Here is a 24,685-nt window from a genome sequence, read left to right on the forward strand (position 1 = left end):
CGCTAGGAGGGCTTCAGTTGTGGACGTGCAGCGGCTTGCCGGCCAGGGCCAGCATGGCCTCGCCGAGGGCCTCGGACTGGGTCGGGTGCGGGTGGATGAGCTGGGCGACGTCGGTGGCCGTGGCCTCCCAGTTGAAGATCAGCTGAGCCTCCGCGATCAGCTCGCCCACCCGGCTGCCGACCATGTGGACGCCGAGCACCCGGCCGTCGCGCTCGGCGACGACCTTGACCTCGCCCTGGGTCTGCAGGATCTTGCTCCTGCCGTTGCCGGCGAGGTTGTAGTTCAGCTCGACGACGTCGTGACCGCGCTCGCGGGCGACCGACGTGGCGATGCCCACCGACGCGACCTCGGGCTCGGAGTAGGTGATGCGCGGAACGCCGTCGTAGTCGATCGGCACCGGGTTCAGCCCGGCGATGTGCTCGGCGACCAGGATGCCCTCGGCGAAGCCGACGTGGGCGAGCTGCAGCGTGGGGATCAGGTCGCCCACGGCGTACACGCCCGGCACGCTGGTCTGGCAGAACTCGTTGACGAGCACGTAGCCGCGCTCCATCGCGACGCCGTTCTCCTCGTAGCCGAGGCCGGCCGAGACCGGACCGCGGCCGACGGCGACGAGCATGATCTCGGCGTCGAGGGTCTTGCCGTTCTCCAGGGAGACGACGACCCCGGTGTCGGTGGTCTTGACGCTCTCGAAGCGGGCGCCCAGCTCGTACTTGATGCCACGGCGGCGGAAGGCGCGCTCCAGGAGCTTGGAGCTGGACTCGTCCTCAAGCGGCAGCAGGTGCGGCAGCGCCTCGACGATCGTGACCTCGGCGCCGAACGAGCGCCAGACGCTGGCGAACTCGACGCCGATGACGCCGCCGCCCAGGATGACGACCGAGGACGGGACGCGGTCGAGGACCAGCGCGTGGTCGCTGCTGATCACCTTCTCGCCGTCGATGTCGAGGCCGGGCAGCGACTTCGGCACCGAGCCGGTCGCCAGCACGACGTTGCGGCCCTCGTACACCTGGTCGCCGACCACGACGCGGTTGGGACCGGCCAGGCGGCCCTCGCCCTCGACCACGGTGATCTTCTTGCTCTTGATGAGCCCGGCCAGGCCCTTGTAGAGGCCCCCGATCACCTTGTCCTTGTACGCGTGGACGCCGGGGACGTCGATGCCCTCCAGCCGGGTGCGGACGCCGAACGACTCGCCCTCGCGGGCCTGGTCGGCGAGCTCGGCCGCGTGCAGCAGCGCCTTGGTGGGGATGCAGCCGCGGTGCAGGCAGGTGCCCCCGACCTTGTCCTTCTCGATGAGGACGACGTTCATGCCGAGCTCGGCCGCCCGCAGGGCACAGGCGTAACCACCGCTACCGCCACCTAGGACGACGATGTCGTAGGGGCCGCTGCCATCAGCCACTGGAATGCTCCTTGGTCGTATTCACACCGCCGGGTGGACCCGGCAGCATCTTTTCACTTGTCCCGGAAGATCGTGGCCCCGGCCCGGGCCCGCGCGGGCCTGCCGCGGCGGAGCCGTCTTCCGTTTTCGAACAGCCCGCACGGGCTCTTCTGGTTAAACAGCCTGCGCGGACGTGCCGTTCCCCGCGTAGCGCTCGGCGACGGCGACGAGCGTGCGGGTCAGCGCGCCGGTGCCGCCCTTGGGCGTGTAGCCGTGCGGCTCGCCCTTGTTGAACGCGGGCCCGGCCATGTCCACGTGCGCCCAGCGGACGCCCGCGGGGACGAACTCCCGCAGGAAGATGCCCGCGGCGAGCATGCTGCCCCATCGTTCGGGCTGGAGGTTGGCGATGTCGGCGACCGCGGAGTCGAGCCCCTTGCGCAGTTCGGCGGGCAGCGGCATGCCCCAGGCGCCCTCGCCCTGCTCGCCGGCGATGCGGACGATCTCCTCGCGCAGGGCGTCGTCGTTGGCCATCACGCCGGCCGTACGCCATCCGAGCGCCACGATCTGGGCGCCGGTCAGGGTGGCGACGTCGATGATCACGTCGGGCTCGTCCTCGGCGGCGCGGGCGATGCCGTCGATCAGCACCAGGCGGCCCTCGGCGTCGGTGTCGAGCACCTCGACGGTCTTGCCGCTGTAGGTGTGCAGGACGTCGGACGGGCGCTGGGCGCTGCCCGAGGGCATGTTCTCGGCCAGGCAGAGGTAGCCGACCGCGTTGACGCGCAGGCCCAGCCGGGCGATCGCGACGAGCGCGCCGAACACGGCTCCGGCGCCGCCCATGTCCGACTTCATCCAGTCCATCGAGGCGGAGGGCTTGAGCGACAGGCCGCCGGAGTCGAAGGTGATGCCCTTTCCGACGAACGCGACCTTCTGGGACGCCTCGGGGTGGCTGTAGGCGACGCGGACCAGGCGGGGCGGGTTGACCGAGCCCTGGCCGACGCCGATGATGCCGCCGTAGCCGTCCTCCTTGAGCCTGACCTCGTCCAGCACCTCGACCGACAGGCCGGCCTCGCCGCCGGTCTCCTGGGCGATCTCGGCGAAGCGCGCGGGCCACAGGTCGGACGGCGGCGTGTTCACCAGGTCGCGGACGAGGATGACGGCGTCGGCGAGCGTCTCCGCGTGCGCGACGGCATCCTCGGCGCCGGCCGCGCCGGACAGGACGGTCAGCTCGCCGACCGGCGGCTTGCGGTCACCGCCGGTGCGGTATCGGGTGAAGTCGTAGGCGCCCAGCAACCCGCCCAGCGCCACGGCCTCCGCCTCGGCGGCCGTACGGGCGGGCAGCGCGAGCGCGGCGGACGCCGTGCCGGCGAGGGAGCGGACGGCCGCTCCGGCCGCACGGCGCAGGGTTTCCAGGTCGTAGCCGTTCTCGGAGCCGTCCTGCGGAGCGTCGCCGAGGCCCACGGCGACCGCGACGGGCGCCGGTAGCGCCCCGAGAGTCGGGAACTTGACAACCTCTTCGGCCTTGCCGGTGAACCCCATTGTGGTGAGGATTTCGGCGAGTCGTCCGTCCAGGGCCTGGTCGAGGCCTTCGCCTCCGGGAGCCGGGCGTGGACCCTCCGGGGTCGTGTGGACGCCGATTATGAGAGCACTGGTCTCGATGGAGACCGCGTCAGATGCGTTTATGCGCACTGTGGTCACGTGAGCCGATGCTAGCTGGGCTTACTCGGCTACGCATAAACGAGGGTTCATCCTACCTATCGGTAATCTCGATGATGCCATTGAAACTAGCACCATCGCGATCTTCCGGACGTATGGTGCTAATGTCAATAGCATCATGTTGCTCACGCTCGATCTCAACGATCCGCGGCCCCTGCACGAACAGGTGGCCGCCGCCATAAGGCGCGCGATCGGGGCCGGGGATGTCGCGCCCGGCGATCGGCTGCCGCCGGCCCGCGACCTGGCCCACGCGCTGGGTGTCAACGCGAACACCGTGCTGCGCTCGCTGCGCGACCTGCGGGACGAGGGCCTGCTGGAGTTCCGCCGCGGGCGCGGGGTGTCCGTGCTGCGGCGGCCGGACGGCCGCGAGGCGCTCAGGACGCGTGCGCGCGACCTGCTCGACGAGGCCGCCGAATACGGCCTCACGGCGGACGACGTCGTCGCCCTCATCGAGGACGTCAGCAAGGACCTCGACAAGGACCTCGACAAGGACTCCGGCAAGGAGATGGCATGACCGACCCGCACGACCGCTCCGTCACCGGCTTCCGCACCCGCTTCCTGGTGGCGGCCTCGGCCTGGGCCGTGCTGGTCGGCGTCGTGCTCGTGGCGGTGCCGCTGGCGTACGCCGATCGCCTGCCCGACCCGCTGGCCACCCACTGGGGGCAGTCCGGGCGGCCCGACGGCTCCATGCCGTTCGCGGCCTTCGTGCTCCTTCTGGTCGTGCTGTGGGTCGTCGTCGCGGGGATCGGCACAGGCGTCACGGCGCGGGCCCGCACGCTGGTCCGCCGGGTGCCGCGCGCCTGGTCCTGCGCCGGGCTGGCCTGGGCGGGCGGGTTCATGCTCATCACGCAGGCCTTCACGATCGCCGCCAACCTCGACCGCGGCCACTGGACCCGTGCGGCGGGCCTGAACTGGCAGGTGGCGGTGGTCGTCGCCGCGCCGATCGCGTTCGGGGCGCTGGGCTGGCTCGCCGGCAGGCACGGCCCGGACGTCCCATCGGGGCCACCGCAGGCGCGACCGCTGATCGACCTCGACCCGGGAAAGCGACCGGTGTGGGTCTCCACCACCACCGCGCCGTGGGCGACCTGGCTCGCGATCGTGGCACTCGCCGCAGCGGTGGCGCTCGCGGGGACGGCCCTGTCCGGCCGGCTCCCCGGCGGCTGGAGCGCCGTGGTGCCGCTCACCGTGGTGGGCGTGGCCGGTCTGGCGCTGTCGTCGGTCTCGGTGCGGGTCGTCCCCGAAGCGCTGACCGTGTCGATCGGCCCGCTGCGGTGGCCCTCGCGCACGGTGCGGCTGGAACGCGTCGAGCGGGCGTGGGTGGAGGAGCGGTATCCGGCCCAGGTGGGCGGATGGGGCTACCGCGGCCTCCCGGGACGGGCCACGATCATGATCCGCGGTGGCGAGTGCCTGGTCGTGCGGTACACCTCCGGCGGGCGGCTCGCCATCAGCGTGGACGACGCCGAGGCCGGCGCCGCCCTGCTCAACGCCCTCATCGCGCGGCAGCGCCCCTCCGTAGAAAGGTGATGACCGTGATCCGGCGCAACGCCGATGTCTGGCTCTTCCTCCTCGTCGCGTTCGGGGCCTCGTGGCTGATCGCGCTGCCCCTATGGCTGGGGGCCGTACGGCTCGGCACGCCGGCCTTCGCGCTGGTCGGGGGGCTGATGATGCTGACGCCCTCCCTCGGCGTACTGGCCGTGTGGCTCACCCGGCGGCGCGGCACGCCGCTGCGGGAATGGGCGCGGGCGACCGGGCTCACGCTCGGACCGGATCGGGGCGGGACGGCCGCGCTCCTGGTGGCGGCGCTGCTCGGCGTGCCGCTTCTCGTGGCGGTCGCCCTCCTGGTCAGCGCCGCCGCCGGCGTGGTGAGCCTCGACTTCGCCGGGCTGAGCCTGTTCCGCGCGCAACTGGGCGCGACCCTCGACAAGGTGCCGCTGGACCCGCGGGTCGTGTACGCCCTGCAGTTCGTGCAGGCCGTGCTGATCGCCCCGTTCCTCAACGCGATCCCCGCGCTCGGGGAGGAGTGGGGCTGGCGGGGCTGGCTGCTGCCGCGCCTGCTCGGCGACCCGGCCGTCTCGTCCGCGCCGGGACCCCGCCGTGTGCGGCCCGCGCTGGTGCTGTCCGGGGTGATCTGGGGTCTCTGGCACGCTCCCCTCACGTTGAAGGGCTACAACTACCCGGCGCTCGGCGCCTGGGCGGCGGCGCTGTTCGTCGGCTTCTGCGTCATCTTCGGGGCGCTGCTCGGCTGGATGCGGCTGCGCTCGCGCAGCGTGTGGCCCGCGGTCATCGCACACGGCTCGTTGAACGCCGTGACGGGCCTGGCGCTGCTCCTCGGCGACGCGGCCGCGCCGCCGAACGCGGCGCTCGCCGGGATCACCGGGGTCGTCGGCTGGGTGCTGCTCGCGGCGGTCGTCCTCGTCGTCTACCGGCTGCGTCCTGTCACCGCGCCGCGCTGACATCCGTGTTCACGAGCGTCACACCAGCAGGACGGCGGCCAGCAGCGTCACCGTCGTGGCCGTCTCCACCAGGGCGCCGAGCACGTCGCCCGTGACGCCGCCCAGCCGCCGTACGGCCCTGCGGCGCAGCAGCGCGGCGGCCCCGAGCCCGGCCGCCATCGCCAGCAGCAGACCGGCCACCGTGGTCAGATACGGATCACCCGACAGGAGACGCAGCAGCCCGGCGGGCCGCGGGCCCGAGTAGACGGTGTACCCGTAGGTCCCCTCGGAGTAGGGGGCTATGGCGGAATAGTCGGGATAAGCGCGGTCGAAGGGGTTCGACAGACCGAACGGCCAGCAGTATTCCAGCAGCGACGGGCCTGCGGCCGCCACGAGGGCGAGCACCGCCACGACGGCGGCCGTCGCGAGGGTGGCCCCGATCGCGGCACCCCGCCGTACGGTGCCGGCGACGAGCGCGCCGAGGCCGGTGGGACGGGCGGCGGGCACGCCCTCGCGGCACGCCCACGTGACGGCCAGCCTGCCGGTCGCCGCGGCCGCCACCAGCGCGACCCAGGCGGCCGTGCCGCCCCGCGACAGCACGGCCACCTGCACGAGCAGGGCGATCACGACGGTGACGACCCCGAACGGCCCGATGTCGGAGCGCTTCATCACGTCCAGCGCGCCGTCGGCCGGCTTGCCGCTGCCGAGCCCGTCGGCCAGGTCCGCGAGGCCGTCGAGATGCAGGGCCCGCGTCAGCCACGCCAGGGCCCCCACCGCGAGGGCGGCGCCGAGCAGCGGCGAGCCCGACACCGCACCGGCGGCCTCGAGCACCACGGCGGCGGCCAGGCCGAGGAGCACGCCGACGAAGGGCGCCAGCGACATGGCGCGTCCCGCCACGGCGCGGTCGACATCCACCGGCCGTACGGGGAGGACGGTGAGGGTCCCGACCGCGAGCCGCCAGGCCGCGCCGGGGCCACTCATGCCATCTCCTCGCCTGGCGGCTCGGAGTCGCATGAGCGAATCGCACTGTGCTTGCTGGTTCGCTCGCTTCGCTCGCTCATGCCACCTCCTCGCCTGGCGGCTCGGAGTCGCATGAGCGAATCGCACTGTGCTTGCTGGTTCGCTCGCTTCGCTCGCTCACGCCATCTCCTCGCCTGGCGGCTCGGAGTCGCATGAGCGAATCGCACTGTGCTTGCTGGTTCGCTCGCTTCGCTCGCTCACGCGAGAGGGTTCACCGGGCACGAGGGCAGATCGTAGTTGTCATATGGGCAGCGGGACGACCCGGCCGGAGACCACCAGGGCGACGTCCTCGGACTCGCGGGCGAGGGCCTGGTTGAGACGACCGAGCGCGTCGCGGAACAGCCGTCCGGCGGGGGTCGCCGGGATCACCCCGAGGCCCACCTCGTCGCTCACCGCCACCACCCGGGCGCGGGTGCCGCGCCAGGCGGCCGTCAGCGCGTCGCACCGCTCCGCCACCCGGCCGAGGGCGGCGCGGTGGCCGTCCGCGGGCGTGCCGTCCGGCCAGGCGGCGCACTCGTCGAACACGGCGGCGAGCCAGGTGCCGATCCCGTCGACGAGGAACGTCCCCGAACCACCGGACAGGACGGCCACGAGGTCGGTCGTCTCCACGGTCCGCCAGTGCGCAGGGCGCCGTTCCCTGTGGGCCCGCACCCGGGCGAGCCAGGCCGGGTCGTCACCGCCCGAGGGCCCGGTGGCGACGTAGGTCACCTCGGGTTCGGCGGCCAGGCGGAGTTCGGCCTCCTCGGACTTGCCGGACCGGGACCCGCCCAGCAGCAGCGTCCGGCGTGGCCGTACCCGCGGGACCGCCTCCGCGCTCGCCGTGTCCACGACGGTCCCGTCGGGGACGGCCGCCGCGCCCCAGGATTCGAGGCGGCGGGCCAGTTCGCTCTCCGCCGGGACGCGGTGGCCGAGGTGCACCGCGATGATCCGCGTCGCGGACGTGACCCGCCCACGCCGGCGCAGGTCGCCCAGCCGCTCCGGCCGGTCGGGCAGGTCCATGAGCACCACGTCGAAGGGCGCGTCCGCGTCTCGCCCGGGGGAGCCGGTGGCGGGCCCCACGGCGTACAGCAGCCGACCGCCGTCGGGCCCGGTGACCTCGCGGCCGTCGGCCGACTGGCGGACCAGGTAGCCGTCGGGCAGGAGGGCGTCCGCGAGCGGTACGCGGCCGTCGAGCAGGACGGAGGTGGGACGCCGGTGGCCGGGCGCGAGCCGGCCGCAGGACGCGCAGGGACAGCCGGGGACGGGCCAGCCCTCCGGGCCGCCGGTTCCCTCCAGGCGGATCTCCATGTGCCGCTGCCTCTCCGCGTCCGTGTCGCCGGGCGGCCCCGCGCCGGCGGGGGAGTGGACGCCGGGAAGAGAGGATAGGGTCCGGCTGCACGGTCTTTGTGCCGCACCGGCCCCGGCGTGAAGTCCCGGTGCGGGCGCGGCGAGGAACCGAAGGAGCGGGTGCGGATGATTTGGCGGTGGCGTTACGAGGACGCGAACGGTGGCGAGATCACGGACCGGCCGCTGCCCCGGGAGATCTTCTCGAGCCAGTCGGACGCGGAGTCGTGGCTGGGGGAGAGCTGGCGCGAGCTGCTCGAGGCCGGTGTCGAGCAGGTGACGCTCATGGAGGACGAGCGGGTCGAATACTCGGGGATGTCCCTGCGCGCCGAGTGAGCCGGGCGGGGGCCGGGACCGCGACGGGTGCGGTCGCGACCCCCGCGACGACACCGGTCCGCCGGACCGGAGACAACCGGCGGGACCGGGGGCGGTGTCAGGGACGCGCGGACGGGCTGACGGTCTTGGCCGGGTCACGCTCGACGACCGGGCCGAGCACGTCGTCGATCTTCTTCAGCACCTCGGCGTCGAGCTTCACGCCCGAGGCCTTGACGTTGTCGCGCACCTGCTCGGGCTTGGTGGCCCCGATGATGGCCGACGACACGTTCGGGTTCTGCAGCACCCACGCCACGGCGAGCTGGGCCATCGAGAGCCCGAGGTCGGCCGCGATCGGCTTGAGGTCCTGCACCCGGCGCAGCAGGTCGTCGTCCATCAACCGGCCGATGAAGCCCGAACCGGACGGGTCGGTGGCGCGGGACCCGGCCGGCGGCGGCTGGCCGGGCAGGTACTTGCCGGTGAGCACGCCCTGCGCGATCGGCGACCAGACGATCTGGCCCAGGCCCTCCTTCTCGCACAGCGGCACGACCTCGGCCTCGATGACGCGCCAGAGCATCGAGTACTGCGGCTGGTTGGACACCAGCCGGTCGAAGCCCATCTCGTCGGCGATCTTCAAGGCCCGGGCGATCTGGTCGGCGGACCACTCGCTGACGCCGACGTACAGCACCTTGCCCTGCCGTACGAGGTCGTCGAAGGCCCGCAGGGTCTCCTCCAGCGGCGTCTCGACGTCGAAGCGGTGCGCCTGGTAGAGGTCGACGTAGTCGGTCTGCAGCCGGCGGAGCGATCCGTTGATCGACTCCATGATGTGCTTGCGGGACAGGCCCCGGTCGTTCTTGCCCTCGCCGGTGGGCCAGTAGACCTTGGTGAAGATCTCCAGTGACTCGCGGCGCACGCCCTTCAGCGCCCGGCCGAGGACCTCCTCGGCCCTGGTCCCGGCGTAGACGTCGGCGGTGTCGAAGGTCGTGACGCCCTCGTCGAGAGCCGCGCGGACGCACTCGACGGCGGCGTCCTCCTCCACCTGCGACCCATGGGTGATCCAGTTGCCGTAGCTGATCTCGCTGACCATGAGGCCACTGCGGCCAAGATGACGGTATTCCATGGGTCCGACCCTAGGTCATGACATCGCGTCACTCCTCCCGGATGGTTCGCGGTAGGGTGCCCGGCGTGCGCCGGTTGATCACTTCTCGCCCCGTACGGCTGGCTCTGGCCGTTGCGCTGGTCGCCGGTGTCGCCGCCGGGCTGGTCGTCGCCGCCCGCCGGCGCCATGCCGGCGTGCCCGTGCCTTCCGGGCCGCGCACGGCCCCCCTGCGGGAGAGCCCGGCGGACCCGGTCCGGCCCGGTCCTGAGCCCGTGCTCGGATGGCCCACGAGCGAGGACCTCGAGAGGTACGACCGGCCGGAGGGCGGCGCGCCCATCGCCCGGCTTCTCGACGGGCTTCCCCGGATCGAGCGGCCGCGCGGGAGGAAGGCGCGCCGCCTGACGACCGCGCTCGTCGTGCTCGGCCTGCTGGCCCTCGGCGCGCAGATGCTGGACAACGCCGTGTTCGGCCCGGAGCCCGGGGCGTCGTTCGGCTGGACGGCGTACGTGCGAGACCACGCCGAGCCCTGTCTCCCGGCCGGTTGCCCGGTGGCGGGGAGCCGCGTGCCGTCCGGCCGGCCCGACGAGTCCTGTCTCCCGTCCGGTTGCGGTGTGGGGTGGGACTCCGCGCCGTCCGCCGGTCCCGCTGGCGCGGAGGCCGCGCCAGGAGGGCCGGCGCCGTCCCCAGCTCCCACGTGCGCGGTCCGGAAGAAGGCCACGACTCCTGTCGTACGGCCGATCTCCCGCCGGGTGACAGCCGCGGTGAACCGCCAGTGGCGGCGGATAGAGAAGTGGCTGAAGGCGCACGCGCCAAGGACGTACGCCTCGCTGAACAAGCCAGCCGGGCCCCGGCTGGTGGCCAAGGCCGAGGCGAGGATCGGGAGGCCCATCCCCGACTCGCTGCGGGCCTCACTGCTGCGCCACGACGGCGCACGAGGGGCGGCGGCGTTCCGGTTTCCGCCGAAGCACGCGATCATGGGTGCGCGCGGACTCGTCGTGTCCTGGCCGGAGGCCTGCGAGATGGGCGGAGGCATCCCCCTCGCCTACGAACCCGACTTCGGTGACTACCTCGTGACGAACTCCGCCACCGGCGGCGTGGGCTTCGCCGACTGGGAGCTGCCGTACTTCGAGGACGAGTGGTCGTCGTACTACGCGCTGCTCAAGAGCACCGCGGACGCCCTCGCCGGCGATCGCCCCGTGGACGGGTCGGTCCCCGTGGTGCGCGAGGGCGTCCTGGGGTGGAAGTGAGGCAGCCGAGGTCAGGCGGCCGTGCGGGTCACTTCTTCGTGGTTGCCGTGTTCTTGAGGGCGACCGGGATGCCGCCGGGCAGGACCGCGGGCTTGGGGAAGCGCAGGCGGCGCATCTGGGACGAACGCATCGCCGCGTAGAAGCCCACGCCCTTGAGGTCCTCGCCCGGGAACCTCGCGGCGGCCTCCTTCTTCACCTTCGCGGCCACGTAGAAGGAACTCGCCAGCACGAGCACCATCACGACCGGCAGGGACGCCGTGTAGATCAGCATGACGGCCGAGCGGATCGGGATCGGGAACGGCACCATCGACAGCAGCATGATGACGAACACGACGGGCAGGAAGTACTGCCCCGGCAGCCGCCGCGAGTCCACCCAGTCGCGGGCGAACTTGCGCACCGGGCCGCGGTCGCGGGCCGGAAGCGCCCGTTCGTCGCCGCGCAGCAGGGCCTCGCGCTGCTTGACGCGCAGCGCCTTGTCGCGCTCGCGCGCCAGGCGGTAGGCCTCCTTGCGGTTGGCCGGAGCGGTCACCGGGGAGCGGCGGCGGCCTTGCGCCTCGCTCCGCTTCGGGGTGGGACGGCCCTTCCCCGGGGTGCCGTGGGGCTTAGGATCCTCTACAGGGACGGGGGAGTCCTCCGCGGAGGTCTGGGTGCGACGTCGGAACACGTCGCCCAGCCTACCGGGAGTGCAACTTAGTGACGCCCTCGCGCGTTATGCGTAGGGTGAACCCAGGCGGCTACGCCGCCTGACAAGGGGCTTGAGACGGCTGGGGTCACCCACGCACAACCTTGGAGAAGGGGACGGCCGACGCGCATGAGCGTGATGAAGAGACTTTCCATGATCTTCAAGTCCAAGGCCAACAAGGCCCTGGACAAGATGGAGGATCCGCGGGAGACGCTGGACTATTCCTATCAGCGCCAACTTGAGCTGCTGCAGAAGGTCCGCCGGGGCGTGGCCGACGTGGCCACCAGCCGCAAGCGGGTGGAGCTGCAGATCAACCAGCTCGAAGGGCAGGCCACGAAGCTGGAGAACCAGAGCAGGCAGGCCCTGTCGGCTGGGCGTGAGGATCTGGCCCGCGAGGCGCTGACCCGCCGCAACGGTCTCAACGCCCAGATCGCCGACCTGCGCATCCAGTACAACAACCTGCAGGGCGAGGAGGAGAAGCTCACCCTCGCCAGCCAGCGCCTCCAGGCCAAGGTCGACTCCTTCCGTACGAAGAAGGAGACCATCAAGGCCACCTACACGGCGGCCGAGGCCCAGACGCGGATCAACGAGGCGTTCTCCGGCATCTCGGAGGAGATGGGCGACGTCGGCCTGGCCATCCAGCGGGCCGAGGACAAGACCGCGCAGATGCAGGCGCGCGCGGGCGCGATCGACGAGTTGCTGGCCAGCGGCGCGCTGGACGACTTCACCGGGCAGCGCGACGACATCCAGGCGGAGCTCGACCGCATGGGCGCCGGCTCGGACATCGAGCTGGAGCTCGCCAGGATGAAGGCCGAGCTCGGCCAGGGCCCCGCGCCCAAGAACGCCATCGAGGCCGGGCAGCAGGGCCAGTCCGTCCCGTCCAATCAGCAGCACACGCAGCAGCTGCGCCAGCCGGGGGAGGGCCTGTGATCGTCAGAATCATGGGTGAGGGACAGGTCGAGATCGGCGCCGCCGACATCGACGTCCTGAACGAGCTCGACACCGAGGTGGAAGCCGCGATCGAGTCGGGCGACGAGGACGAGTTCCGCACGAAGCTGCACGCCCTGCTCGACAAGGTGCGTCAGGTCGGCAAGGCGCTGCCGGACGACTCCCTGGAGCCGTCCGAGCTGATCCTGCCGCCGGCCGACGCCTCGATCGAGGAAGTGCGGGAGATGCTCGGGGACACCGGGCTCATCCCTGGCTGATGGCCTCCACGCGGTTCGCCCCTGATCGCGGCCTCACCGTCCGGATGACCGTGACGATGTTCCTGCTCGGGCTGCTCTACGTCGCGTTCGTGGCCGTCCTGGTCGCGGTGGGCGTACGTGCGGTCACCGTGCTCGTGATCGCCGGGGGTCTCCTGCTGGCGCAGTACTTCCTGTCCGACAAGATCGCGCTGTTCGCGATGCACGGGCGGGAGGTCTCGCAGCAGGAGGCCCCCGAGCTGCACGGGATCATCGACCGGCTGAGCGCGATGGCGGGGATGCCGAAGCCGCGGGTGGCGATCGCCGACTCGGACATCCCGAACGCGTTCGCCACCGGGCGCAACCAGAAGAACTCGGTGGTCTGCGTGACCACCGGCATCCTGCGCAGGCTCGACGCGCGGGAGCTCGAAGGGGTGCTGGCCCACGAGATGTCCCACGTCGCCCACCGGGACGTGGCGGTGATGACGATCGCCTCGTTCCTGGGGGTCGTGGCCGGCCTGATGACGCGCTTCGCGCTCTACACCGGTCTGGGCGGCCGGAGGAACGACAACGGCCCCCCGATCGGCCTGATCATCTTCGCGGTCTCCGGCCTGGTCTACGCCGTCAGCTTCCTGCTGACGCGGGCGCTGTCGCGCTACCGCGAACTGGCCGCCGACCGCGCGGGCGCGCTGCTCACGCAGCAGCCGAGCGCCCTGGCCAGCGCCCTTGTCAAGATCAGCGGCGACATCGGCAGGATCCCGACCAGGGACCTGCGTGAGGCGCAGCCGTTCAACGCCTTCTTCTTCGCGCCCGCCCTGTCGGGCCAGAGCGTCGCCTCGCTGCTGTCGACCCACCCGTCGCTGGAGCGCCGGCTGGACCAGCTCGCCCGGATCTCCGCGGCGCTGGGCCGCTGATGAGGGGGCGTTGATGGGCTGGTTCGACGCCCTGCTCGGCCGTTCCAAGCCCGCCAGACCCGACCTGGACGCGCTGTTCGCCCTGCCGTCGGCCGCCGTCACGCTGCAGGCCGCCACCGGCTTCGCCCCGGCGGGAACCGGCTCGGTGTGCTTCCGCGCCGCCGAGGGCGGCGCCTTCGCCCGGCTCGAACAGGACATCGAGGCCCTGATGGGCAGGGTCGAGGTCTCCCGCGACTCCTACGGCTACACCTGGCTGCAGGTGCGCAACCCCGACGTCGCCGGGCTCGTGACCGACCTGCACGCCGCCAACTCGTCCCTGGAGTCGGCCGGGTTCGGCCCGTCGCTGCTGTGCTCGCTCGTCACCTTCGCCGACCCCTCGCACAGGAGGCTGGCGATCGTGTATCTCTACAAGCGCGGCACGTTCTACCCCTTCGCCCCCCTCGGCGAACCGCGCCGCGACAACACGCTGGAACTGCAGGTGCGCGGGGTCCTGGACCGCGAGCTCACCATCGAGCCCGAGCTCGCGAGCTGGTTTCCCGTCTGGGGCGCCCCCGGCCTCTGACCTACAGGAGCCCCCATGACCGAGTGGACCCACCTGCGGCACACCGAGGCCGCGGCCGCGGAGATCGGCCGGATGGCCGAGGTCGTGCGGGGACGGGACGGCACGACGCCCGTGCCGACCTGCCCGGGATGGGACCTCAGGGAGCTGGTCGAGCACACCGGCGCCGTGCACCGGTGGGCCGCCGCGATGGTGCGGGACGCCGCCGACCGCCGATACGATCGCGCCGGGATGGACCACGGGTTCCCCGAGGACTTCGCCGGCCACGCCGACTGGCTGGAGGCGGGAGCCGTTCAGCTGTCCGAGGCGCTGAAGAGCCGCGACCCGGACACCGAGGTGTGGGGCTGGGCGGGAGACAGGTCCCGCCGGGCTCGGTTCTGGTCCCGCCGCCAGCTCCACGAGACCGTCGTCCACCGAGTGGACGCCGAGATCGCCCTCGGGATCGCCCCGGAGATGGACGAAGACGTCGCGATCGACGGCGTGGAGGAGTTCTTCGACCTGCTGCCGTACGCCCGGTGGCGGCCCCTGCTCGCCGAGCTGCGGGGCGACGGGGAGGCGATCTCCTGGCGGACCGGAACCGGTCTCGCCTGGCTCGTGCGGCTCACTCCCAAGGGGTTCACCTACGAGAGGTCCGAAGGCCCCGCCGACGTCATCGTACGCGCGCCGACGGCCGGGGACCTGATGCTGACCCTGTGGAACCGGCTCGAGCCCGACGCGGTCCACGGCGACGACGAGCTGCTGTGGTTCTGGCGCGAGCGCGCCCGCATCTAGCGCGGGTCCGGTGCCCCTCCCGGCGATCGGAACCTTGCCGGTCGGGGCACGGGTGTGCCCGGTCAGGGGGCCTGGACCGAGCGGGCGAGCACGGGGGCCCCATGGCCGGGGAAGAGCGCCGCGGCGACATGCCGGGTGTCGCTGTACTCGACGACGGAGGTGATCTTGCCGTCGCGGACGGTGTAGACACCGATGCAGCGGTTGTCGTAGACGGTGCCGAAAACGGTGTCCGCCTTGGACGTCCACTCGGCGACCACGCGGTCTCCTTCGGCGATGGTGCCGACCAGTTCGATCGTCAGGCTGCCCGGGACGAGGATCGGCCCCATGCCGCCGAGGAAGTCGTTGACGATCGCGTCGCGGCCGTGCCACGTCTTGGAGATGGGCAGGTCGCCCGGGTAGTGCCAGGTGGCGTCGGCGGCGAAGCTGTCGTAGATGACGTCGGCGTCGCCGTCGCGGACGGCCTCGACGTAGCGGATGACGACTGCCCTGGGGTCGGTGGTGGTCATGGTCCTGCTCCTTGGCTCGTTCTTCTCGGTGGCCGGAGTGATTTGGGTGGCCGGGATTCAGGCGGCCGGAATTCGGGCGGCCGGAGTGATTCAGGGAAGGGTGAGGACGGCCTTGCCGCGGATGCGGCGGTCGCGTAGGTCGGTGAGGGCGGTGGCGGTGTCGGCCCAGTCCGCGACGCGGCCGATCTCGGGGTGCAGGCGGCCGTCAGCGGTCAGCCGGACGAGCGTGGCGAGGTCGTCGCCGAGTGGGGTGCCGGCGTCGAGATAGTGGAAGTGGCGGATGACGGCCGACTCCGGCCCGGAGAAGAAGTCGAAGAAGTCGAGCGTCGCCGGGGTGCGGCTGGCCTGCCCGAACCAGATGAGCACGCCACGCCTGGCGAGCCGCGCCAGGGCGATGGGAAGGGACGCGCCGCCGGTCGACTCCAGCACGATGTCGTACGGCCCGCGCGCGTCGGCGACGTCGTGCACGATCTCGGCCGCGCCAAGTCCGGCCAGCCGGGCGCCGCGTTCGGCGTTCCGGGTAACCGCGGTGACCTCGGCCCCGGCGGCGGCCGCGAGCTCGGTCACGTAGTGTCCCACCCCGCCGGACGCGCCGGTCAGCAGTACGCGCCGTCCGAGCACGGGTCCGGCCGCGCGTAGCAGTCGAAGCGCGGTCAGCCCGGCGAGCGGCAGCGCCGCGCCCTGGATCGCGGAGACGCCGTCCGGCAGCACGGCGAGCGCGTCCGCCGGCACCGCCACGTACTCCGCCCAGCCGCCCGCCATCGGGTGGCCGACGACGCGGGTGATGCCGGTGGGCCCGCTCCCGTCGGCGGCCGGCTGGACCACGAGCCCTGAGATGTCCTTGCCGGGCACCCCGCCGGTGACGGGCGCCTCCAGTTTGAACGTCTCGCCCCGGTTGACAGAGAACGCCTCGACCTTCACCAGCGCCTCGTTCGCACCCGGAGTCGGTTCGGGGACGTCGGCGAGCACGACTGGCTCGGCGGGGTCCCCGGTCGGGATGTATGCCTTCATCGTTGTTGCCTCCTCGTGGCGTCTGAGGCAACTTCACCGCTTGGGACGGAGGCCGGACCAACAACGCGTCCTCGCGCCCGACAACGCCGGGTTGTCACCTATGCTCAGCGGCATGGATCTTGACCTCGTCCTGGTCCGTGCGTTCGCCGAGACCGCGGACAGGCTGCATTTCGGGCGTGCCGCCGAACACCTCGGCATCAGCCAGCAGGCGTTGTCCAAGCGCATCGCGCGCCTGGAGACGCTGCTGGCCGTACGTCTGTTCGAGCGTGAGGGGGGCGTCCGGCTGACCGAGGCCGGGGAACGGTTTCTGCCCGCCGCGCGGCGGGCGCTCGCGGCGGGCGAATACGCGGTCGCGGCCGTGACGGGCGCTCCGCCCGTCGTACGGATCGACACGTGGGGTCATCTGTACGCGCCGATGCGGACCGTCGCCCAGGCGGCGGAGGCGCTCGGCGGGGTGCGCCTGGAACCAGGCCCGGGCCGGGACTGGCCGTCGGTCGCACGGTCCTTGCTGAACGGTGACACCGACCTGGGGTTCGGGCGAGTGCATCCGCTGCCGGACGGCGGCGACGCGGGTCTCACTCAGCGACTGGTGCGGTTGGAGCCCGTCGACGCGGTGGTCAGCGCGGCCCATCCGCTGGCCGGAGCCGACGCGTTGCGCCCGGCCGACCTGCGCGACAGCACACTGTGGTGCCCGGCGGAGCTGAGCCGCCTGGACTTCCTCCGCCGCTTCGGTGACGAGTTCGGGATCATCCGGCGGCAGGACGGCCCCAACCTGGGCCTGGACCACCTCGTCCGGCGGATCCGCGACGACGCCTCGTGCTTCACGCTCTTCCCGGCGGACGCGCCGCTGCCCGATCACGCGGGCCTGCGCTCGATCGCGCTCACGGCGCCGACCCCGCTGTACGCGTGGTCGCTGGCCTGGCGCGAGTCCTACGGTCACCCGCTGCTCGACGCCCTGTTGCGCGGCTTCGCCGACGCCGGGCGAGCCCGGCGCTGGCTGGAATACACACCCGGCCGGGACTGGCTCCCCGACACCGACCATGCGAGCTTCGCGGCTCGTCAGACGGACCGCGGCCGTGCCGGCACGGCCGCGGTCCGCTACGGCTAGGGCAGGGCGAGCATGCGGTCGAGGGCGACCTTGGCCCAGTGGGTGGTGTCCGCGTCGACCGTGATCTGGTTGACGACCTCGCCGTCGGCCAGCGACTCCAGCGCCCAGACCAGGTGCGGCAGGTCGATGCGGTTCATGGTGGAGCAGTAGCACACGGTCCTGTCGAGGAACGTGATGGTCTTGTCGGGGAACCGGTCGGCCAGGCGGCGCACCAGGTTCAGCTCCGTTCCGACGGCCCAGGAGGACCCGGCCGGGGCCTCCTCCAGCTTGCGAATGATGTACTCGGTCGAGCCGACGAAGTCCGCCTTGGTCACGACCTCGTGGCGGCACTCGGGGTGCACGAGCACGTTCACCCCGGGGATGCGGGCCCGCACCTCGTCCACGCACGCGGCGGAGAAGCGCCCGTGGACCGAGCAGTGGCCCTTCCACAGGATCATCTTCGCGTTCTCCAGCTGCTCCCGGGTGAGGCCGCCGTTCGGGCGGTGCGGGTTGTAGACCACGCAGTCGTCCAGCGACAGCCCCATCTCCAGCACGGCCGTGTTGCGGCCCAGGTGCTGATCGGGCAGGAACAGCACCTTCTCGCCCTGCTCGAAGGCCCAGTCGAGGGCGCGCCTGGCGTTCGAGGAGGTGCACACCGCGCCGCCGTGCCGTCCGCAGAACGCCTTGATGTCCGCGCTGGAGTTCATGTACGTGATCGGCACCACCCGGTCGGCGATGCCGGCGTCCTCCAGGGCGTCCCAGCAGTCCTCGACCTGGGTGAAGGTCGCCATGTCGGCCATCGAGCAGCCGGCGGCCAGGTCGGGGAGCACCACCTTCTGCGTGTCACTGGTCAGGATGTCCGCGGACTCGGCCATGAAGTGGACGCCGCAGAACACGATGTACTCCGCCTCGGGCCGGGCGGCGGCCTCGCGGGCGAGCTTGAACGAGTCGCCGGTCACGTCCGCGAACTGGATGACCTCGTCACGCTGGTAGTGGTGACCGAGCACGAACAACCGGTCGCCTAGCCGCTCCTTGGCCACGCGGGCGCGCTCCACGAGGGTCGGATCGGACGCGGGAGGCAGCTCGCCCGGGCAGTCGACGCCGCGTTCGCTGTGCGGGTCGGTGTCCCGGCCGAGGATGAAGAGCGGAAGGCCGGTCTCGGTGATCGTCACGACCACACCCCCTCGGGGACTTATCGTCTAACTGACGACTAATCATTACACATCACATCGCCTGGTTCGTCGCGCGGTTGCCCGTGAGGCACGTGGAATGTGTAGGGCTTCACTGGTGTTGGTAGCGTCTAGGTAGGACGTCAGAACCAATCGACCGCCCCGAAGGGCGGTTGGCGCAGACGCGGGAGTCAGCACATGACGGTTGAGAGCAGCGAGACCACGCAGCAGGGCCTGATCCTGACTGACGCGGCCGCCGCCAAGGTCAAGAGCCTGCTCGAGCAGCAGGGCGAGGAAGGGCTGCAGCTCCGGGTGGCCGTCCAGCCGGGTGGCTGTTCCGGCCTGCGTTACCAGCTCTTCTTCGACGACCGGTCGATGGACGGCGACGTGGTCTCCACGTTCGGCGGCGTGAACGTCGTCACCGACCGGATGAGCGCGCCGTACCTCGTCGGCGCCACGGTCGACTTCGTGGACACCATCGAGAAGCAGGGCTTCACCATCGACAACCCCAACGCGACCGGGTCGTGCGCCTGCGGCGACTCGTTCAACTGACGGCGAGCGCGCGTCCGGCGACGCCGGGCCCGCGTGCGATGGAGCATGCATCGGGCGCCCCGTGCGGATTCCTCCGTGCGGGGCGTCGTCATGTCGCGAGACGGTACGCTCAGTAGGTTCGGCGGGATCAACGTCCCCGCCCCTGTCTCCCTGATGCTGACAACGAGGAGAATGACCCCGTGCGCATCGCCGTCACCGGCTCCATCGCCACCGACCACCTGATGACGTTCCCCGGCCGCTTCGGCGACCAGCTCATCGCCGAGCAGCTCGACCGGGTGTCGTTGTCGTTCCTCGTCGACGATCTGCAGATCCGCCGTGGCGGATGCGCGGCCAACATCGCCTTCGGCATGGGCTGCCTGGGGCTCACCCCCATCCTCGTCGGCGCCGTCGGCACCGACTTCGCCGACTACCGCTCCTGGCTGGAGCGCCACGGCGTCGACTGCGACTCGGTTCACATCTCCGAGCTGCACCACACGGCGCGCTTCCTGTGCACCACGGACGAGGACCACAACCAGATCGCCTCGTTCTACACCGGCGCGATGGCCGAGGCGAGGGAGATCGAGCTGGGCCCGATCGCCGAGCGTCTCGGCGGGCTCGACCTCGTCCTGATCAGCCCCAACGACCCGGCGGCGATGCTGCGGCACACCGACGAGGCCCGCCAGAGGGGCATCCCGTTCGCGGCCGACCCGTCGCAGCAGCTCGCCCGCATGCCGGGTGAGGAGATCCGCCAGCTCGTGGAGGGCGCGGCGTACCTGTTCGGCAACGACTACGAGCTCGGCCTGATCGGGCAGAAGACCGGCTGGTCGGACGAGGAGATCCTCGACCGGGTCGGCGTCCGGGTGACCACCCTCGGCCCCAAGGGCGTCAGGATCGACCGCAAGGGCGAGCCGTCGCTGCACGTCTCGCCGGCGCCCGAGCTGGGCAAGGCCGACCCGACCGGCGTCGGCGACGCCTTCCGCGCCGGGTTCCTCGCCGGCCTCGCCTGGGGGCTGTCGCTGGAGCGCTGCGGCCAGATCGGCAACCTCACCGCCACGCACGTGCTGGAGCGGGTCGGCGGCCAGGAGTACGAGCTGGGCCAGCGGGTCTTCCTGGAGCGGTTCGCCGCGGCGTACGGCCCCGACGCGGCCGAGGAGGTCGCCGGGCACGTCCGCTGCCACTACGCGTGAGAACAGGCTCTCAGTAGTTGCGGCGCACGTGGATGGACCAGCCGCCCTGGGGCAGCTCGTAGCTCCCCACGTGCTCGTGTGACTTCAACCGGCACCAGGCCGGGACGTCGGTGAACGCGGCGGGGTCGTCGGCCAGTACGGCGACCACGCCGCCCGTCGCCACCTGGTTGATCCGCTCGGCCAGCATGATGATCGGGATCGGGCACTTGCGGCCCAGCGCGTCGATGGTCAGCGCGGGCGGCTCCGCCGGCTGGACCGGCTCGGCGGGCTCGGCCTGAGCCGCCTCGGGAGACCGCCGGGCGCCGCCCGTCCGTCTGCGCCACATCAGTGCACCCCCAAGCTCGACCGGATCCGCCGCACGATGTCCGGGAGCACCGCGAGGAAACGATCGATGTCGTCCTCGGACACGCCACGGGGCAGCGATACCCGCACATTCCCATGCGTAAGCACGCCCATTGCCTCCAGAACGTGCGATGGACGAAGCGTACTCGCCGTGCAGGAGCTGCCGGACGAGACGGCGAAACCGGCCTTGTCGAGCTCGGTCAGCAGCGCCTCGCCCTCGACGTACAGGCAGGAGAACGTCACGACGTGCGGCAGCCGCAGGACCGGGTCGCCGACGACCTCCACGTCGGGCACCAGGCGGGGCACCTCGGCGCGGATCCGGTCGACCAGGGCGGACAGCCGCCGCCCCTCGGCCTCCGCCTCCTCCGTCCTGGCGCGCAGCGCCGCCGCGGCGGCCACGATCGCGGGCACGTTCTCGAACCCCGGCACGCGCCGCCGCTCCCGCTCGTCCTCGGGCAGCGGCGAGCGCCAGCGCACGCCCTTGCGCACCGCCAGCACGCCCACCCCGGCCGGACCGCCCCACTTGTGCGCGCTCGCGGTGAGGACCGACCAGCCCTCGGGAACCGGCAGTCGGCCCGCCGACTGGGCGGCGTCGACCAGCAGCGGCACGCCCGCCTCCCGGCAGGCCCGCGCCGCCTCCTCGACCGGCTGGAGGGTCCCGACCTCGTGGTTGGCCGTCTGCAGGCACGCCAGGGCCGTGCCGGGCCGCGCGACGGCCTCGGCGAACGCGCCGGCGTCCACCCGGCCCGTACGGCTCACGCCCACGATCTCCACCTCGCCGCCGGAGCGCTCGTGGAGGGCGCCCGCGTGCAGGACGCTGGAGTGCTCGACGGCGCCCGCCACCAGGCGCGTCCCGGCCCGGCGGCGACCCGCCAGCGTGCCGAGCACCCCCAGGTGGACGGCCTGCGTCCCCGACGAGGTGAACGACACCTCGTCGGGCCGGGCGCCGATCAGTTCGGCTACCTCTGCCCTCGCGCGCTCCAGTAACATCTGGGCGCGGCGCGCCGTGCCGTACAGGCGGGCGGGATCGGCCCAGCCGGCGTCGATCGCCGCCAGCAAGGCGTCACGGGCCGCGGGATGGAGAGGTTCGGTCGAAGCCGCGTCCAGGTAGGCCACAGTTAGGACATTAACGGGGGCTGCTCAGAGGGGCGGCGCCGGTCCGCGCTAATGTGTCCCCCAGCGTGAACTCAACCAAGTAAAGGGCAGACCGGCCGCAAGGTTCGTGCCGGTCTCACCCAAGGGTCAATTGGAAAAACCGCCCAGGAGAGGAACTCTTGGGCTTCATCTGTGGGGTAGGCGATCCGTGAGTCCGACCCGCCGTACGACACGGCGACCGTGGGCACGCCGCCGGTTGCCCGGAGCCGCCGCCGTGGCGCTGCTGGTGGCGTCCGGGACGGCGTGTAGCAACCAGGCGATCGATCAGTGGTCCCGTGGGGGCATGCCGGAAGGTGTCACCAAGCAGGCCGGCATCGTCCAGACGCTCTGGAACGGGAGCTGGATCGCGGCTCTCGCCACCGGTGTGGTCGTCTGGGGACTGATCCTGTGGGCGTGCATCTTCCACCGCAAGAAGAAGAACAGCCCCGATCAGCTGCCTCCGCAGGTGCGCTACAACCTGCCGATCGAGATCCTCTACACGGTGGTCCCGGTCATCATGGTCGCGGTCTTCTTCTACTTCACGGCGCGTGACGAGACCGAGATCACGCGGATCACCAAGGACGCCCCGGTCAAGGTGGCCGTCGAGGGCTACCAGTGGAGCTGGCGCTTCACGACCGAATACCAGGGCCAGAAGGCCGTGGTCGCGGGCGTGCCGGTGGATCTCAGCAAGCAGACCGCGGAGAACCCGCAGGGTCCGCAGCTCGTGCTGCCGGTCAACACCCAGGTGCAGTTCGACCTGCACTCGCCCGACGTCATCCACTCGTTCTGGGTGCCGGCGTTCCTGTTCAAGCAGGACGTCTTCCCGGGCAACGTGCACAACCGCTTCCAGATCACGACGCTCGACAAGACGGGCGTCTTCGTCGGCCGATGCGCCGAGCTGTGCGGCACCGACCACAGCAAGATGCTGTTCTCCGTGAAGCTCGTCCCGCAGGCCGAATTCGACCAGTACATCAAGAGCCAGGCGGGGAGTGCGCAGTGACCGCCATCCAGGAACCGGCCGGCATCGCCGCACGGCCGTACACCAAGGGCACGGTCATCGCCAAGTGGCTGTCCTCGACCGACCACAAGGTGATCGGGCACCTCTACCTGATCACGTCGTTCGTGTTCTTCCTCATCGGCGGCCTCATGGCGCTGGTGATGCGGGCCGAGCTCGCGCAGCCGGGGCTGCAGATGGTGTCGACCGAGCAGTTCAACCAGCTGTTCACGATGCACGGCACGATCATGCTGCTCATGTTCGCGACGCCGCTGTTCGCCGGCTTCGCCAACGAGCTGATGCCGCTGCAGATCGGCGCCCCCGACGTGGCGTTCCCCCGGCTGAACATGGTGAGTTACTGGCTCTACCTGTTCGGCAGCACGATCGCCGTGCTGGGCTTCTTCACCCCGGGCGGGTCCGCCTCGTTCGGCTGGACCGCGTACGCGCCGTTGTCGAACGCGGTGACGTCGCCCGGCCTCGGCAGCGACTTCTGGGTCCTCGGCCTGGCGATGTCCGGTCTCGGCACCATCCTCGGCGCGGTGAACTTCATCACCACGATCCTCACCATGCGCGCCCCCGGCATGACGATGTTCCGGATGCCGATCTTCACCTGGAACATCCTGCTGACCAGCATCCTGGTGCTGCTGGCCTTCCCCGTCCTGGCGGCCGCGCTGCTCGCCCTGGAGGCCGACCGCAAGCTGGGCGCGCACATCTTCGACTCGCCCACCGGCGGGGCGATGCTGTGGCAGCACCTGTTCTGGTTCTTCGGGCACCCCGAGGTCTACATCATCGCGCTGCCGTTCTTCGGCATCATCACCGAGATCCTTCCGGTCTTCAGCCGTAAGCCGATCTTCGGGTACATCGGCCTGGTCGGCGCGACCATCGCCATCGCGGGCCTGTCGGTCACCGTGTGGGCCCACCACATGTTCGTGACCGGCCAGGTGCTGTTGCCGTTCTTCTCGTTCATGACGTTCCTGATCGCCGTGCCGACCGGTGTGAAGTTCTTCAACTGGATCGGCACCATGTGGCGGGGTCACCTGTCGTTCGAGGCCCCGATGCTGTTCGCGGTCGGCTTCCTGGTGACCTTCCTGTTCGGTGGTCTGACCGGCGTCATCCTGGCGTCGCCCCCGCTGGACTTCCACATCAGCGACACCTACTTCGTCGTCGCGCACTTCCACTACGTGGTCTTCGGCACCGTGGTGTTCGCGATGTTCGCGGGCTTCTACTTCTGGTGGCCCAAGTTCACCGGCAAGATGCTCAACGACAAGATCGGCAAGCTCCACTTCTGGCTGCTGTTCTTCGGCTTCCACCTGACCTTCCTGGTGCAGCACTGGCTGGGCGTCATCGGCTTCCCCCGCCGGTACGCCGACTACTCGCCGGCCGACGGCTTCACCGACCTGAACATGGTCTCCTCGGCCGGTGCGCTCCTGCTGGGCCTGTCCACCCTGCCGTTCTTCTACAACGTGTGGGTGACGTGGCGGAAGGCGCCCAAGGTCACCGTGGACGACCCGTGGGGCTTCGGCGGCTCGCTCGAGTGGGCGACCTCCTGCCCGCCGCCGCGGCACAACTTCACGTCGCTGCCGCGGATCCGGTCCGAGCGCCCGGCGTTCGACCTCAAGTACCCGCACATCACCGCCAAGCCTGAGCTGGTGGAGGAGTCCCGATGAAGATCCAGGGATGGATGTTCCTGCTCTGCGGCGTCTTCTTCGCCGCCGCGGACGTGGTCTACTGGTTCTGGTCCAAGGAGCCGACCGGCACCACCGCGATGGCGATCTCCGTCGGCCTGGCCCTCATGATCGGCTACTACCTGCTGTTCACGGCGCGCCGCATCGGCGACCAGCCGGAGGACAACAAGGAGGCCGAGATCAGCGACGGCGCGGGCGAGATCGGCTTCTACAGCCCGCACAGCTGGTGGCCGCTGTTCGTGTGCCTGTCGGCCGCGCTGACCTTCTTCGGCTTCGCGGTCGGCTGGTGGCTGTTCTTCATCGGCCTGTTCTGCACGATCATGAGCATGATCGGGTTCGTGTTCCAGTACTACCGGGGCAACTTCTCGCACTGAGCGCGTGAACCCCGCTGGGCGGCCGGTCGGCGATCTCGCC

Annotated in this window: 27 protein-coding genes; 16 read left to right on the forward strand and 11 right to left on the reverse strand. The window is 71.3% G+C overall.

Annotation, left to right across the window (positions count from 1 at the left end; translation table 11 throughout):
* Positions 1–13 precede the first annotated feature (13 nt).
* Together lpdA and IL992_RS08280 are read right to left on the reverse strand one after the other, a co-directional pair.
* Entirely contained in the window at positions 14–1,393 is a 1,380-nt protein-coding gene (gene lpdA, locus IL992_RS08275; RefSeq protein ID WP_193202740.1) for a dihydrolipoyl dehydrogenase, read from the reverse strand.
* A 153-nt stretch (positions 1,394–1,546) separates the two neighbouring features.
* Entirely contained in the window at positions 1,547–3,067 is a 1,521-nt protein-coding gene (locus IL992_RS08280) for a leucyl aminopeptidase (RefSeq protein ID WP_193202741.1), read from the reverse strand.
* Positions 3,068–3,203: 136 nt separating this feature from the next.
* Here IL992_RS08280 and IL992_RS08285 point away from each other — a divergent pair, with 136 nt between their 5' ends.
* From IL992_RS08285 to IL992_RS08295, 3 genes are read left to right on the forward strand one after another with little or no spacing between them, the layout of a single operon-like run.
* A complete protein-coding gene (locus IL992_RS08285) occupies positions 3,204–3,599 on the forward strand; it encodes a GntR family transcriptional regulator (RefSeq protein ID WP_193202742.1) in 396 nt (131 codons plus the stop codon).
* A complete protein-coding gene (locus IL992_RS08290; RefSeq protein WP_193202743.1) occupies positions 3,596–4,609 on the forward strand; it encodes a DUF1648 domain-containing protein in 1,014 nt (337 codons plus the stop codon). Before IL992_RS08285 ends, IL992_RS08290 begins: the two co-directional genes overlap by 4 nt.
* Positions 4,609–5,538 carry a CPBP family intramembrane glutamic endopeptidase gene (locus tag IL992_RS08295; RefSeq protein WP_226872562.1) on the forward strand — a complete coding sequence of 310 codons (930 nt, stop codon included), beginning with the start codon at positions 4,609–4,611 and terminating at the stop codon, positions 5,536–5,538. The genes IL992_RS08290 and IL992_RS08295 overlap by 1 nt, the downstream gene beginning before the upstream one ends.
* 18 nt (positions 5,539–5,556) lie before the next feature.
* On the opposite strand, the gene IL992_RS08300 is transcribed toward IL992_RS08295, so the two are convergent.
* Positions 5,557–6,498 carry an adenosylcobinamide-GDP ribazoletransferase gene (locus tag IL992_RS08300; RefSeq protein WP_193202744.1) on the reverse strand — a complete coding sequence of 314 codons (942 nt, stop codon included), beginning with the start codon at positions 6,496–6,498 and terminating at the stop codon, positions 5,557–5,559.
* 279 nt (positions 6,499–6,777) lie between these two features.
* A complete protein-coding gene (locus IL992_RS08305) occupies positions 6,778–7,824 on the reverse strand; it encodes a bifunctional adenosylcobinamide kinase/adenosylcobinamide-phosphate guanylyltransferase (protein WP_193202745.1) in 1,047 nt (348 codons plus the stop codon).
* Positions 7,825–7,989: 165 nt separating this feature from the next.
* Between IL992_RS08305 and IL992_RS08310 the strand changes: the two genes are divergently transcribed.
* Complete coding sequence (locus IL992_RS08310; RefSeq protein WP_193203047.1) at positions 7,990–8,196, forward strand: hypothetical protein; 207 nt, start codon at positions 7,990–7,992, stop codon at positions 8,194–8,196.
* Positions 8,197–8,293: 97 nt separating this feature from the next.
* Here the strand turns inward: IL992_RS08310 and IL992_RS08315 are convergent, their stop codons facing one another.
* Positions 8,294–9,292 carry an aldo/keto reductase family protein gene (locus IL992_RS08315; protein WP_193202746.1) on the reverse strand — a complete coding sequence of 333 codons (999 nt, stop codon included), beginning with the start codon at positions 9,290–9,292 and terminating at the stop codon, positions 8,294–8,296.
* Positions 9,293–9,357: 65 nt separating this feature from the next.
* Between IL992_RS08315 and IL992_RS08320 the strand changes: the two genes are divergently transcribed.
* The gene (locus tag IL992_RS08320; protein ID WP_193202747.1) at positions 9,358–10,518 is read left to right on the forward strand and encodes an SMI1/KNR4 family protein; all 1,161 of its coding nucleotides are present in this window, start codon (positions 9,358–9,360) and stop codon (positions 10,516–10,518) included.
* Positions 10,519–10,546: 28 nt separating this feature from the next.
* On the opposite strand, the gene IL992_RS08325 is transcribed toward IL992_RS08320, so the two are convergent.
* A complete protein-coding gene (locus tag IL992_RS08325; RefSeq protein WP_193202748.1) occupies positions 10,547–11,182 on the reverse strand; it encodes a DUF3043 domain-containing protein in 636 nt (211 codons plus the stop codon).
* A 147-nt stretch (positions 11,183–11,329) separates the two neighbouring features.
* Between IL992_RS08325 and IL992_RS08330 the strand changes: the two genes are divergently transcribed.
* Genes IL992_RS08330 through IL992_RS08350 form a run of 5 tightly spaced genes read left to right on the forward strand, consistent with a single transcriptional unit; the run spans position 11,330 to position 14,625 of the window.
* Positions 11,330–12,130 (forward strand): PspA/IM30 family protein, encoded by an 801-nt coding sequence (locus IL992_RS08330; protein WP_204046826.1) that lies wholly within the window; start codon positions 11,330–11,332, stop codon positions 12,128–12,130.
* On the forward strand, positions 12,127–12,405 hold the full coding sequence (gene pspAA / locus IL992_RS08335) for a PspA-associated protein PspAA (RefSeq protein WP_193202750.1): 279 nt from the start codon (positions 12,127–12,129) through the stop codon (positions 12,403–12,405). Before IL992_RS08330 ends, pspAA begins: the two co-directional genes overlap by 4 nt.
* Positions 12,405–13,295: a zinc metalloprotease HtpX gene (htpX, locus tag IL992_RS08340; RefSeq protein ID WP_193202751.1), complete on the forward strand. Its 891-nt coding sequence runs from the start codon at positions 12,405–12,407 to the stop codon at positions 13,293–13,295. The genes pspAA and htpX overlap by 1 nt, the downstream gene beginning before the upstream one ends.
* A gap of 13 nt (positions 13,296–13,308) precedes the next feature.
* Complete coding sequence (pspAB, locus tag IL992_RS08345; RefSeq protein WP_193202752.1) at positions 13,309–13,857, forward strand: PspA-associated protein PspAB; 549 nt, start codon at positions 13,309–13,311, stop codon at positions 13,855–13,857.
* Positions 13,858–13,872: 15 nt separating this feature from the next.
* Positions 13,873–14,625, forward strand: coding sequence for a maleylpyruvate isomerase family mycothiol-dependent enzyme (locus tag IL992_RS08350; protein ID WP_193202753.1), 753 nt, complete (start codon positions 13,873–13,875; stop codon positions 14,623–14,625).
* 62 nt (positions 14,626–14,687) lie between these two features.
* On the opposite strand, the gene IL992_RS08355 is transcribed toward IL992_RS08350, so the two are convergent.
* Together IL992_RS08355 and IL992_RS08360 are read right to left on the reverse strand one after the other, a co-directional pair.
* Positions 14,688–15,131, reverse strand: coding sequence for a nuclear transport factor 2 family protein (locus IL992_RS08355; RefSeq protein WP_193202754.1), 444 nt, complete (start codon positions 15,129–15,131; stop codon positions 14,688–14,690).
* Between the two features lie 90 nt (positions 15,132–15,221).
* Entirely contained in the window at positions 15,222–16,142 is a 921-nt protein-coding gene (locus tag IL992_RS08360; protein WP_193202755.1) for a zinc-binding dehydrogenase, read from the reverse strand.
* Positions 16,143–16,254: 112 nt separating this feature from the next.
* On the opposite strand from IL992_RS08360, the gene IL992_RS08365 reads away from it, so the two are divergent.
* Complete coding sequence (locus tag IL992_RS08365; RefSeq protein ID WP_193202756.1) at positions 16,255–17,250, forward strand: LysR family transcriptional regulator; 996 nt, start codon at positions 16,255–16,257, stop codon at positions 17,248–17,250.
* On the opposite strand, the gene nadA is transcribed toward IL992_RS08365, so the two are convergent.
* Positions 17,247–18,401 carry a quinolinate synthase NadA gene (nadA, locus tag IL992_RS08370; protein ID WP_319018424.1) on the reverse strand — a complete coding sequence of 385 codons (1,155 nt, stop codon included), beginning with the start codon at positions 18,399–18,401 and terminating at the stop codon, positions 17,247–17,249. The two genes, IL992_RS08365 and nadA, sit on opposite strands and share 4 nt — an antisense overlap.
* A gap of 195 nt (positions 18,402–18,596) precedes the next feature.
* Here nadA and erpA point away from each other — a divergent pair, with 195 nt between their 5' ends.
* Positions 18,597–18,950, forward strand: a complete 354-nt coding sequence (gene erpA, locus IL992_RS08375; RefSeq protein ID WP_036321717.1) for an iron-sulfur cluster insertion protein ErpA — start codon at positions 18,597–18,599, stop codon at positions 18,948–18,950.
* Positions 18,951–19,129: 179 nt separating this feature from the next.
* Complete coding sequence (locus IL992_RS08380) at positions 19,130–20,116, forward strand: carbohydrate kinase family protein (protein ID WP_193202758.1); 987 nt, start codon at positions 19,130–19,132, stop codon at positions 20,114–20,116.
* Positions 20,117–20,126: 10 nt separating this feature from the next.
* Here IL992_RS08380 and IL992_RS45935 read toward each other — a convergent pair whose 3' ends face one another.
* Positions 20,127–20,348 carry a sulfurtransferase TusA family protein gene (locus tag IL992_RS45935; RefSeq protein ID WP_225898452.1) on the reverse strand — a complete coding sequence of 74 codons (222 nt, stop codon included), beginning with the start codon at positions 20,346–20,348 and terminating at the stop codon, positions 20,127–20,129.
* 92 nt (positions 20,349–20,440) lie between these two features.
* Positions 20,441–21,574: a cysteine desulfurase family protein gene (locus IL992_RS08390; protein ID WP_193202759.1), complete on the reverse strand. Its 1,134-nt coding sequence runs from the start codon at positions 21,572–21,574 to the stop codon at positions 20,441–20,443.
* 253 nt (positions 21,575–21,827) lie between these two features.
* Here IL992_RS08390 and ctaC point away from each other — a divergent pair, with 253 nt between their 5' ends.
* Genes ctaC through IL992_RS08405 form a run of 3 tightly spaced genes read left to right on the forward strand, consistent with a single transcriptional unit; the run spans position 21,828 to position 24,645 of the window.
* Positions 21,828–22,592 carry an aa3-type cytochrome oxidase subunit II gene (ctaC, locus tag IL992_RS08395; RefSeq protein ID WP_449843664.1) on the forward strand — a complete coding sequence of 255 codons (765 nt, stop codon included), beginning with the start codon at positions 21,828–21,830 and terminating at the stop codon, positions 22,590–22,592.
* Entirely contained in the window at positions 22,589–24,253 is a 1,665-nt protein-coding gene (ctaD, locus tag IL992_RS08400) for an aa3-type cytochrome oxidase subunit I (protein WP_319018425.1), read from the forward strand. The genes ctaC and ctaD overlap by 4 nt, the downstream gene beginning before the upstream one ends.
* Positions 24,250–24,645: a cytochrome c oxidase subunit 4 gene (locus IL992_RS08405; RefSeq protein WP_193202762.1), complete on the forward strand. Its 396-nt coding sequence runs from the start codon at positions 24,250–24,252 to the stop codon at positions 24,643–24,645. The genes ctaD and IL992_RS08405 overlap by 4 nt, the downstream gene beginning before the upstream one ends.
* Positions 24,646–24,685 lie beyond the last annotated feature (40 nt).

This window comes from Microbispora sitophila (genome assembly GCF_014892245.1).
GTDB lineage: Bacteria > Actinomycetota > Actinomycetes > Streptosporangiales > Streptosporangiaceae > Microbispora > Microbispora siamensis.